The 11,318-nt window shown below is 42.6% G+C and carries 11 protein-coding genes and 1 other RNA gene; 1 reads left to right on the top strand and 11 read right to left on the bottom strand.

The genetic code is table 11. From position 1 onward, the window contains the following. A partial coding sequence (locus tag K8S19_04085; GenBank protein ID MCD4812853.1) for an integrin alpha occupies positions 1 to 2,286 on the bottom strand: 2,286 nt, incomplete at its 3' end. Positions 2,287 to 2,595: 309 nt separating this feature from the next. Continuing rightward, complete coding sequence (locus K8S19_04090) at positions 2,596 to 3,243, bottom strand: hypothetical protein (GenBank protein ID MCD4812854.1); 648 nt, start codon at positions 3,241 to 3,243, stop codon at positions 2,596 to 2,598. A gap of 819 nt (positions 3,244 to 4,062) precedes the next feature. On the opposite strand from K8S19_04090, the gene K8S19_04095 reads away from it, so the two are divergent. Further along, positions 4,063 to 4,974 (top strand): hypothetical protein, encoded by a 912-nt coding sequence (locus K8S19_04095; GenBank protein ID MCD4812855.1) that lies wholly within the window; start codon positions 4,063 to 4,065, stop codon positions 4,972 to 4,974. Here the strand turns inward: K8S19_04095 and ssrA are convergent. The 9 genes from ssrA to K8S19_04140 form a co-directional block, all read right to left on the bottom strand. After that, positions 4,926 to 5,281: a transfer-messenger RNA gene (gene ssrA, locus K8S19_04100) on the bottom strand. The genes K8S19_04095 and ssrA overlap by 49 nt on opposite strands. A gap of 124 nt (positions 5,282 to 5,405) precedes the next feature. Beyond that, positions 5,406 to 5,696: a nucleotidyltransferase domain-containing protein gene (locus K8S19_04105; GenBank protein MCD4812856.1), complete on the bottom strand. Its 291-nt coding sequence runs from the start codon at positions 5,694 to 5,696 to the stop codon at positions 5,406 to 5,408. A gap of 137 nt (positions 5,697 to 5,833) precedes the next feature. Further along, entirely contained in the window at positions 5,834 to 6,574 is a 741-nt protein-coding gene (locus K8S19_04110) for an SDR family oxidoreductase (GenBank protein MCD4812857.1), read from the bottom strand. Positions 6,575 to 6,627: 53 nt separating this feature from the next. After that, the gene (locus tag K8S19_04115) at positions 6,628 to 7,677 is read right to left on the bottom strand and encodes a Fic family protein (protein MCD4812858.1); all 1,050 of its coding nucleotides are present in this window, start codon (positions 7,675 to 7,677) and stop codon (positions 6,628 to 6,630) included. A 137-nt stretch (positions 7,678 to 7,814) separates the two neighbouring features. Then, complete coding sequence (locus K8S19_04120; protein ID MCD4812859.1) at positions 7,815 to 8,342, bottom strand: ORF6N domain-containing protein; 528 nt, start codon at positions 8,340 to 8,342, stop codon at positions 7,815 to 7,817. 337 nt (positions 8,343 to 8,679) lie between these two features. Then, a complete protein-coding gene (locus K8S19_04125; protein ID MCD4812860.1) occupies positions 8,680 to 9,114 on the bottom strand; it encodes a HEPN domain-containing protein in 435 nt (144 codons plus the stop codon). Beyond that, positions 9,111 to 9,650, bottom strand: a complete 540-nt coding sequence (locus K8S19_04130) for a nucleotidyltransferase domain-containing protein (protein MCD4812861.1) — start codon at positions 9,648 to 9,650, stop codon at positions 9,111 to 9,113. The genes K8S19_04125 and K8S19_04130 overlap by 4 nt, the downstream gene beginning before the upstream one ends. A 69-nt stretch (positions 9,651 to 9,719) precedes the next feature. Beyond that, a complete protein-coding gene (locus K8S19_04135) occupies positions 9,720 to 10,031 on the bottom strand; it encodes a hypothetical protein (GenBank protein ID MCD4812862.1) in 312 nt (103 codons plus the stop codon). Between the two features lie 223 nt (positions 10,032 to 10,254). Next, positions 10,255 to 11,295, bottom strand: a complete 1,041-nt coding sequence (locus K8S19_04140) for a hypothetical protein (protein ID MCD4812863.1) — start codon at positions 11,293 to 11,295, stop codon at positions 10,255 to 10,257. Between the last annotated feature and the right edge of the window lie 23 nt (positions 11,296 to 11,318).

The following is an 11,318-nucleotide window of genomic DNA, read 5'->3' on the forward strand; positions in this document are numbered from 1 at the left end:
GCTGCTGCCATGATACACATAAGCACGGCCTTCATCTGTCGCGCCATTGTCATAAAAGGGCGCTCCCACGATCACATCACTATAACCATCTCCATTTACATCTCCGGCGCTTGCCACTGAATAACCAAAACCTACAAATATTTCATTACCCTCCACAATCCAATTTGCTGTAGCGGCTAACCCTGAGGTGCTGCCATGATATACAAAAACACGGCCTTCATTTGTCTCTCCATTATCATAAAAGGGCGCTCCCACGATCACATCACTATAACCATCTCCATTCACATCACCTGCACTTGCAACAGAATAGCCAAACCAGGTATCTACCTGATCACTCTCTGCTGTCCAGGCGGCTGTATTTGCCAGCCCGGCGCTGCTCCCATGATACACATAAGCACAACCCTCATCTGTCTCGCCATTGTCATAATAGTGCGCTCCCACTATCACATCACTATAACCATCTCCATTTACATCTCCGGCACTGGCCACAGATCTGCCAAACTCTGCGCCAGTTTGATCACTCTCTGCTGTCCAATTTGCTGTACCTGCCATCCCTGAACTGCTGCCATGATACACAAAGACACGGCCTTCATCTGTCGCGCCATTGTCATAAGCATGCGCTCCCACGATTACATCACTATAACCATCTCCATTCACATCTCCGGCACTGGCTACAGATCTGCCAAACTCTGCGCCAGTTTGATCGCTCTCTGCTGTCCAGGCAGATGCATCTGCCAGCCCTGAGCTGCTGCCATGGTACACATAAGCACGGCCTTCATTGCTCGCGCCATTGTCATAACCATACGCTCCCACTATTACATCACTATAGCCATCTCCATTCACATCTCCGGCGCTTGCCACTGAATAACCAAAATATGCATATGTTTGATCACTTTCATCTGTCCAGGCAGCTGTATTTTCCAGCCCTGAGCTGCTGCCATGATACACATAAGCACGACCTTCATCTTGCTCGCCATTGTTATAAAAATGCGCTCCCACGATCACATCACTATATCCATCTCCATTCACATCTCCGCTACTTGCCACAGATCTGCCAAACCCTGCATCTACCTGATCACTCTCTGCAATCCAATTTGCCGTAGCGTTTAATCCCGAGCTGCTGCCATGATACACATAAGCACGGCCTTCATTGCTCTCCCCATTGTCATATCTATACACTCCCACGATCACATCACTATATCCATCTCCATTCACATCCCCTGCACTTGCCACAGATCTGCCAAACTCTGCGCCAGTTTGATCACTCTCGGCTGTCCAGGCAGCTGTACCTGCCAGCCCTGAGCTGCTGCCATGGTACACATAAGCACGGCCTTCATCTGTCTCTCCATGGTCATAATAATACGCTCCCACGATCACATCACTATACCCATCCCCATTTACATCTCCGGCGCTTGCCACTGAATAACCAAAATATGCATTCGCTTGATCACTCTCTGCTGTCCATCCGGGATTGGTCATCAAGGGATCAATGACTATGGGGTATTTTGCATTGGTATCCTGGTACGCTACAATGATTGTGTTTTTTTCCACTCTTATTTCCGAGGGCAATAACTTATCTGACGCATCTTTGACCTTTAATTGTCCGTATCTCATGATAACCGCCTGATGCTCATCTACGAAATCTATGCTGTTTTGATCTGCTGCCAACCGCAAGGTCAAGCCCTCTATCCTGCAGGATTGAATCATTACCCAGGGGTCACTGCCGGAAGATTTTTTGGAACCTGCAACCGGCTTTTGGTAGATGATAAATCCTTGCTCTATGCCTTCGGGTTTGTTCTCATACCACTCTTTCATCTGCTTGCGATCATAGGTAACCATATTCCCTTGTACGCTTCTTTCGCCCTTATCGACTGATTCCATGTTCCCCAGCCGGCCCATTTGATCAGTCTCCCATTGCCACTGCCATTTTTTGGTTTTGGATTTCTCTTCTTTTTCAGAGGATATTGTTCGCGGCTCAAATCCCACCTTGTTCTCATGCACAGTCATCCGGAAATTATGCTTTCGATTCGGCGCCTGGAGCAGGCCTTGTTTATTTTTGCTGAGCTCATATTCCTGCGCTTTGATCTTTTCCATGGCTTGACTGAGCCACGCTTTATCTGCTCCGCCAGCCACGGCTTTTGGATCAATCGCAGGCTCGCTTAACTGCTTGGAATCTTGTGGCCTGTGATCGCTTTTTTGCACCACCATATAGGCGCCCAAACTGATCAGACCAACCACACTCACCATGATGATGATGGTTATAATTCGTTTAATGTTTACAGACATTTTCTTTTCCTCCGGGAGTTGAATCAACCATGGCAAGCAATGCCATCTTTGCCTTTCATTCCGTCTTTGGCAACACCACCGGATCCGACCGGCGAAATAATAATCATGGTTACACTCCATGGCATGTCTATTGCCATTTATTATAATAAATGGCAATAGACATGCCAATGATAGTTATACAAAAACTTATGCTTTCTGTGGCCTGATCCGCGATAAATCTCAAATCACTCCCCTGAACAAGAGCGAGGAGACCACGGCCTTACACTATTACCCGGCGAATACATGGATTTCGCCTGCGTTATTGAACAATCAGCCTATCTTCTTCATCAATTTCTCTACACGTTTCCGGGTACTTTTTTTAGGTGCATCCAGATATTTATTGGCATATGTTACTATGGCATGTCTATCAGCTGGTTTTAAATTATCAGTTATTTTAATAAAAGCTTCTAATATCCAATCCACTTCATTAATTGAAGCAGTTTCTAAAGCACGAATCAAAATCGGCAAAACACATTTAGCTTCTTGAGTTGATAAAGCACCAACAGCACCTAAATATAATGCCGTTGCACCGGACAAACAAACACCTTGACTTTCTTTCAAATACTGCTTGGCATAGCTGATTGCTTTAATACTGCTCCGGGGATTCAATGAAGCACAATAGCTAAATGTCATCATAATCATCCAACGTGTTTGGGGCTCCGGCATATCCAAGGCAGGTAATAATTTTTCGAGATAAGGCGCAATGAGTTTTGGTTTTTTCTCAGCTGTTTTTTCAATTATTTTTGCAGCACCGGCACGAATACTTTTGGATTTTATATTTTCAGGTTCAAAGCAGGTTAATTGAACAGCCTCTCTCAGCACTTCTTTTTTACCTGCTAATACAACTTTGGCCAATTCCTTGCCAAGTGCTGATGATACTGTCCCTTTATTCCTTTGCAGTTCAGGTAAAATAGACATAGCGCAAATCCTTTCTCGGTAATCGAAAACGAAATGATATTCCCCCGAAAAAACAACACACTATTAAACATCGCCGGACAAACACACAGGTCTGCCCTTACGGCTTCGGGCGCACGAACCTGGTGCCGGACACAAATAATTCTTAACAATTCAACATAATTTTCAAACGACCAGGGTGATTGTATGGTTTTTTTTGCAGACAGTCTAGAAAAAATTTGGGTTGAAGGGGGGGAATATTTGTAAGCGTCAAACTATCCGCATCTTGAATGTTTAAAGATACTCGTTCATAATGCTTCCATAAAACCAAAAAGAAGTCATCATGAAAAGAATACGTCAAAATCAACCCGCCACCCACTGCATTTTCATACTCCAGGTTATAAATCTCAGAGCTTGATTCAAGCGCATAAGCAAATTATTCAACAAAACAAAAGTATCGCTCCGGAGCAATCTCCACTTTCAGAGGTTATTCACCGATTATCGACGTATTGGCATGCTCCCGTCCGATTGGATTTGTGTTATAATAATATATAAATATCAGAACCAGAACAATATTTCGGGATAAGCTAACCATCAGTTTATAAAACCATTGCGCGCGGAAAAAGTATGTTTAAAACGAAAAACGAAAACTAATTATCCGGTACAAAACGTCGTCTCCTTTACAACCCGGAAATTTTTATGGTCACGACAATTGCAACCCTAAAATCCAGCGTGGCCACTAATGCGCCAAAATCCGCAGCTGTTTCGACTATACTTACCGGCAAAACAACGATGCTTTGAACAGTACTTGGTGGAAGTCAATTCAAATTAAAGGACATCGTGGTGCTCCAACTCAGTTTTAAATTAGTAATTACTATAATGTTATTCGGTGTTGGATTCAGTATTCTACAGAACGACGGGCTGGTTGGTTACTGGACAAATCAGTGGTATCTTTTTTTCAATAAAATTGATGCGCAACTGACGGAAATCGAACAACATTATGGCATAGAAGTAAAACATGATATCGGCACTGAAGCGATTCCGGAACTATGGAGAACAGCACCCGCCAATGGAACGGCCGAGCCGGTTTCCCGGCTTGGGTTAACCCGGCATCTGCGAATTTTATCCCATGAATTACAAAAGTACCCGGCCAATGTTATTCGGCATAATTTGTCGACAATTTTTCTGCTTAATAGTCTGAGTTTTTTTGATGTTGAATATGGCGGGACTACTCTTGGCGATGCCATCTATCTCACTGCCGGCGTTCGTAATGAAGGGTACGATGATGCCTACTTGGCAAGTCTTTTTCACCATGAAATGAGTTCAATCTTATTTCAGGCATATCAATTTCCAATAGAAGCCTGGAGTGCAAACAATTCTTCGGAATTTCACTATGCGGAAACCGACGCACAAATTCTAAGGTCAATCAAATTCGACACTCAGTTGAAAGGCAATGAAAACCTATATCGCGAGGGCTTTTTGGCCGCGTATGGACGTTCCACACTTGAAAATGACTTCAACCTATACGCTGAAATGGCTTTCACACGCCCCAAACATCTGCAAAAACTGGTAGTGAAATATCCAAAAATTCATAATAAATTCGAATTAATGAAAGCTTTCTATCTTGGAATTTCAAAAAAATTCTTTAAAAACGGGGACGGTGTGGATCATCCCGAAATAAAACCATGCACCTCTATGGTGCATGGTGGTGGAGGCGGCGGGAATCGAACCCGCGTCCGAAAGACTTTCTACTAATACTTCTACATGCTTAGTCTAAAGTATAAACTTAAGGATGATGCTTGCCTTTAGACATGCTCTCATCAACCCGAGCTTAAGTGTTGTCTCGCTCTCTAACCCTAAAGCACAATTAGAAAACCAACCTGCTTGAGTGACGCCCTTTTAATCAATCACAGGTAAATCAATTAAGGACGAGCAGCCTAAGCTGCTAGTGCGAACTGTTGTTCGTCGATTAAGTTAAATTTCCATCTTTTTTAACGAGGAAAGATGAAGTCCTCGGCATGCCATACCAGCCAAAATTCTCCCGTCGAAACCTAGCGCCCCCTTGTCTTAGAACAGCAAAGCTGTTCTAAGACGGCTCTGCTGTTCTGCTGTTCAATTGTTCTCAATCTTTTGTAAACTTGGCTGCTTTAATCAACCAAACCTGTGTATCTTCTACTTTTACAGGATCAAGCGGCATGGAGTAATTTGCCTTCCCGAATAATTGTTGCCGGAAAAGAAGCTTTCAGGTGCAACCGTTTATCAAACTCTGATTTTTTCCATATTAAGATATCTGTTGCGACCTGCATTCCCCACATTGCTTGATAGGCAAGTTTACTGGTAAGCAATTCGGGTGCAACATCATCATCCATGATAAGCATAAGATCGTAATCACTATTTTCATCAGCATCATCCCTCGCCATGGAACCAAACAAATAGATCCGCTCCGGATGATAGATATCCACGATTTTATTTACAATTTCATTTAATTTTTAATCCTGCGGATACTCGGACATACTTTTTCTCTTTTCTATGGACAATAGATTTTCATCATTCTAGCACTGCTGTCCAGGTTAATCAAACAGCCTATTCCTGAATTATCGTAAGGGCTAAGCCACTACATCTTCAATTTCTTAAATATCCCTTCCGGGATGGTTTTAATAATTAACATAATCCACTTCCAAAATCCAGGTAAATAGACATGATCCTTCTTTTTGCGCACTGCACGGATAATGCCGGTTGCAATGGTTTCCGGTTTGGCGAACAAAAGGCCCTTCTTCTTGTTCCTGGTCATGGGGGTATCCACAAATCCCGGTTTGACGGTTAATACATGAACCCCATGATGCGCCAACCGGTTTCTCAAACCTTGTAAATAAACTGTCAAACCGGCCTTGGAAGAGCCGTATAGATAATTACTCTGCCGGCCGCGGTCGCCTGCCACCGATGAGATGCCCACAATCACACCCTGACCGTTTTTTTCCATATGTGCGGCAATCCGCTCCAAAACAGAGACCGCACCTACATAATTGGCTGCCATCATTTCCTGGGCAAGTTGAAAATCCGCTTCTGCGGCTTTTTGCGGATGCAGCATCCCGAAAAACAAATATGCTTCATCCAGAACTTTTACTTTTTTAAGCACATCACTCATAATTTTTTCGTGCTTTTCAGTTTTTAGTGCATCAAACGAGATCACAATCGGTGTTGGTGTCTGACAGCGTATCTGGATATCATGCGCGGTTTTCTCCAGTTCATCCACATTCCTACTTGCCAGGATCAACTGAGTTTCAGGTCCGGCAATGACCCGGGCCATGGATTTTGCCATCGCTGAATTGGCACCTAAAATTAATATGTTTTTCATTCACACGCTCCTTTTTTCTCCAAGGTAGTTGGCACCTTATCCCTCAAATTCAATCATGACAGAGTATACCATGTGCCTTTGCCAACGCCATACTGGCTAAGGCATTTTTTCTTCACCAGATTCCGAAAATGCTCTTTCAGCGTATTACGGCTGGCACCGCTTTTGCGGGTCATGTCTCCTATCGTCACGCGGCCATGGTCGCGGGCATAATCCAAAATTTCCACGGCCAGCTCAGGCAAAGTGGCAAGGACCAACTTTTCCTGCTCAACCTTAACAGTCAGGAGCCGCTTTTGCTGTTGCAGCACACGAAGGAAAAACCCGATCCAGGGCTGCCAATTCGGCGCCTCAGTACGGATCGTACCTTGCGTCTGTCTGAGCGCAAGATAATAACCTTCCTTATTATTCTCAATAACGCTCTCAAGCGAGCTGTAAAAGATGTAAGCATAATTGGCCTGCAACAACAACAGCGTGGTTAGAATCCGGCTCAAGCGGCCGTTGCCATCCTGAAAAGGATGGATTTCCAGGAACACGACAATAAACACGGCTATCGCCAGCAAAGGATGCAGTCGGCGTGTCTCGCGCACCTCATGCAACCAAGCGGTCAACTCTCCCATGAGACGTGGCGTGTCGAAAGGGGTTGCCGTCTCAAATACGATGCCAATCTGCGCTCCATCTGCATCGAAAGCAGCCACACTGTTTGAGGCTGTTTTATAACTACCGCGGTGCCGTTCATCCTTTTCGCTGAAGGCAAGCAGATCGCGGTGCAATTGCCGGATATGATTTTCCGTAATTGGGATATCCTGCCAGGCGTTGAACACCTGATCCATCACCTTGGCGTAACCAACAACCTCCTGTTCGTCGCGGGTGGCAAAAGATGTTATATTAAGATCAGCAAGCAGATATTCAACCTCACGATCTGTCAGCTTGCTGCCCTCAATGCGGGTTGATGAGCCAACGCTCTCGACTGTGGCAATTAAGCGCAAGGCTGTCAGACGCTCAGGTGCCAGCGTACCCAAAGACCGCCAAGCGCCTTTGAATTCATCGATCTCGGAAATCAGCGCCAGAAGGTCAGGTGTGACTTGAATGGTATCAGTTTTCAGCATATAGATATCCTTCCACCCATATCATCACCCATATCCACCCATAAGTCAAACCATATTTCCACCCACATACACCCATAAAAAGGTGCCAGGCACCTTTTTACCTGGACTTCCCCATTTTTTTCTCAAAGTTTCTCTCGCTATCGCTTGAATCCTATGGGTTTTGATTTTCGTTTTAAAATAATCGGCAAATTCAACATTTCCTGGATTACCTGATTGATATTTATGATTTCTTTGGACTGGCCCAATTGTTTCATCTCTAATTTATTCATCCGGTTATAAATATCTCTATGCATACTCATCAATTCACGGATTTTTGTAAACGTCCGCATGATTTGAATATTAATTTGAATCGCTGATTTGCTTCTTAAGCAGGATGACAGCATAGCCACGCCATTTTCAGTAAATGCGTAAGGTGGATATTTACGGTGTTGTCCTCTCTTTAAGGTCACAAATTGTGACCTTAAAGAGTCATTTTCAGCTTGTGTTATTTGGAACATAAAATCCTCGGGGAATCTTTCTTTGTTTCGTTTTACAGCCTGGTTAAATACTTTGGTGGTGACGCCATAAAATATCGCCAGCTCCCTGTCCAACATTACTTTCCGTCCCCGAACAATGTATATTTTTTCCTGGATGAGTTCCAATGACAGACTATTGTTTTTGGCCATGTGCTCCTCCCTGGTTTTGTACTATTGGGATTAGACCGGCTAAGGAGGATATAATTGCGAATTATTTCAGTTTTTTTGTATGACAAGCGGCAAGCACAGCGCTTTATCCGACATCCGGTTATTACTGCCAACGTCTCTTTTTTAGCTCCCCATATTAAATGACCCCTATTCATGGTTGGCGCTTTCATTACTATTCCAAAATTGCCGGGGGTTTTTTATCCAAATCCATTTTAAAAAATTGCGACTGATATATTCCTGCTAACACACCCATATCAGGTGCCTGGCACCTTTCGCATTTAGGTATCCCCAGGACTAATTCCTTTGTATGGCTGAATGATCATTTTGTTTTATTAATTAGTGCTTTGCTTTTAAATAAAAAATCTTCCGCTGCATTCAACAATATTTCTGCACCGTCACGCGACCATTCATTGGAATAATCGGCGTTTTCCCTTAACATTTTCGCATTCTGCAAGTATTCGATCAATCTTACAGGCAATAATTTTTCATCCACGTAAAGCGCCCGAATTGCAATGATAAGGCAGGCGTGGCTTTTCTCTCGGTAATTTTTCGCATAGAGCAACGCTCGCGCACTATGGAACATGGAGTAATATGCTTGCACGGTTGCCCATTTATACCCCGACTGGTCAAAAGATACTTTTGCAGTCTTATAATCATCTTCAGCAATCTTGATTTCTTTGGAAGCTAGCGCTTTTCCGCGCGAAAACTCCATAATCTTATTTTTACTTAAGCACTCTTTAAAACCGGCATTCATTTATCCGCCTCCCAAAGCACCAGTCCGCGGGACAGCTCTTCAAAATATTCCCGGTCCTTTTTTCCCATCTCAACGAAAGCCAAAGGTGTTTTAAAAACAAACTGAACTTTTTTTTTCAGATCAATCTGTCCGGCAATTTTTTCAGCATCAACCAGGGCATTGGTTATTATTAGTAAATCAATATCACTGGCCGGGATATCCTCGCCGCGCGCACAACTTCCATATAGAATTATTTTTTCACAGACGGTTTTCAGTTTATTAATCAGCGGCTGAAGCATAAGTAGATTTTGCATGACTTTTAATTGTTTGATCAACGGCTGGTTGGTCGTTCTAACGGAATAAAGATAAATTTTCGCCTTTTTCTCGCGAACAATTAACTTCTCATCCGCCAGCTTCCTTAAAGTCGTGTTGATTCCGGCTTTGCTGATTTTCGTTCCCGCTTGGATTTCGTTAGCTGTAAATTGCTTTATTGGTTCCCGGATCATAAAGTCCAATACCTTTTGCGGATTGGTCGCAACCACTATTTCGTTAAGCATGCATTCCCCACCAGTCTAATATATTATACGTACGTCTGATTAAATAGACGTACGTATAATATATTAGACTTAAATAAATTTACTGTCAAGCAATTTGCACTGGAAATTCCGGAACATGGTTTCGGTATCAGCCATATCCGTAACACGCATTTTTTCGTCCGCAGCAGACATTTTCAAACCGTTACATTTTGTAACGGTTTCGTTTGCGCCTTCATCTGTAAGCCTTTTCTTTAAAACGCGCCAATATACCACAGGATTTTGGCTATTGGTCAGAACTGAAACAACATCTACAACAGAAAAAAACCATTGCTCATTTTGTTCATCCCAAAATTTGCGTATTTTTTTGCCTTCAAACAGTGCTACTTTTTTTTGGTCGCTCATTTAAACCTCCACAATAGAGACAACACACAGTGTCAATATACACGATATGAATAAAAAAATCATTCCAGGACGCCTGTTTCTTTCCTGATCCGGCAAGCACTATGTGTCGTTAATATTTTAGACAGCGTTTGATAATTTTTATTTTATGTTTTCTTGAATATTTTTATTCCCCCGACTCTTAATCGCGCCTGGCGACTTTTACCTCATTTCATACACGGGCATTTTATCCTTTATTATCTGATGTGACTCCCTGTACTTTGATTTGTTCAAGGTTTTTATCTATAAGCATTATGATGTCATCTCCAAGTGCATCGAAAGCATTAATTGATTTACCACCGTCCATTTGAAAACGTGTTCTTCCTAACTCTGTCATTTTAACTGCAATTTCAACTAAGGAATTCGTTAGTTCAGGCAGAACATCGAAAGGAGCGCTGGCAGCAATGGTCAAAATTTGTGCCCCACTGCTAACGGATTTATTTTTTAAATCTGTTAGGAAAGGATCTATACATTTACCCTGCTCCCCACCATAAACCGATGTCCATAACATCTTGAACTCTATTAATTTTGTAAATACACAAGATTCCCACAACTCCGGTTCTACCTGTAAATCCGTCATCATAATATTCGTGTTTTTTAACCAAACACCATTAGATAAATTGTCTGCTATCTTCTCCAACTTCTGCCTTATATCATTATTGTGTTGAACTAGCTTTTCAATTCCTACTACAAGTTCATGCATCCCTTTTTCACTTAGAAAAGATAGTCCCTTGAATGCAGACAAATCCATTATTTGTTCCATGTTTCTTGTGTCTGATTGTAACCCCCCATAATATGAAACCTTCACATTGTATGTTAAAGGCAACTCACTTTTAGCGAAATAAGAAATTGCGCTATCAAAAAATGTCCGTATTTCATGCCCTGGAGGTATCGAAGCGATCCCTCCCCTTATGAGAGTTAATTCATTTATCTCCCCTCCATCGCTGTTCTTAAGTGGGGGTTGAAATTCCAGCTTCACATTCCTCGCAACAGTTTTACCTCCATTCTTTACAACAAGATATATTAATTGCTTTCCATAAGGAATCTCAAAGTAGGCAACTATATATGGCGCAACTTCTTGGCCTCGAGATTCTTTCATTTCCTTCAAAATATTTTCTGATACCTCTGCAGATTTTTTTGAAGCAGACGCAATGTGCCATGTTTTAACTACATATATGATCAAAAATATTAGCGTTGCTATTTGAACTATGTCAAGGGCTGTTTCCATCTTCAATATCCTCCATAAGCTTT

This window comes from bacterium, from assembly GCA_021108215.1.
Classification (GTDB): Bacteria; Oederibacteriota; JAAXVQ01; order JAAXVQ01; family JAUVAV01; genus JAIORK01.

What these genes read in the sequence shown, in the direction of transcription:
- K8S19_04125 (MCD4812860.1), bottom strand. Translation starts at nt 9,114, where the DNA reads ATGAATGCCGGTTTTAAAGAGTGCTTAAGTAAAAATAAGATTATGGAG.
- K8S19_04120 (MCD4812859.1), bottom strand. Translation starts at nt 8,342, where the DNA reads ATGGCCAAAAACAATAGTCTGTCATTGGAACTCATCCAGGAAAAAATA.
- K8S19_04090 (MCD4812854.1), bottom strand. Translation starts at nt 3,243, where the DNA reads ATGTCTATTTTACCTGAACTGCAAAGGAATAAAGGGACAGTATCATCA.
- K8S19_04110 (MCD4812857.1), bottom strand. Translation starts at nt 6,574, where the DNA reads ATGAAAAACATATTAATTTTAGGTGCCAATTCAGCGATGGCAAAATCC.
- K8S19_04140 (MCD4812863.1), bottom strand. Translation starts at nt 11,295, where the DNA reads ATGGAAACAGCCCTTGACATAGTTCAAATAGCAACGCTAATATTTTTG.
- K8S19_04135 (MCD4812862.1), bottom strand. Translation starts at nt 10,031, where the DNA reads ATGAGCGACCAAAAAAAAGTAGCACTGTTTGAAGGCAAAAAAATACGC.
- K8S19_04115 (MCD4812858.1), bottom strand. Translation starts at nt 7,677, where the DNA reads ATGCTGAAAACTGATACCATTCAAGTCACACCTGACCTTCTGGCGCTG.
- K8S19_04130 (MCD4812861.1), bottom strand. Translation starts at nt 9,650, where the DNA reads ATGCTTAACGAAATAGTGGTTGCGACCAATCCGCAAAAGGTATTGGAC.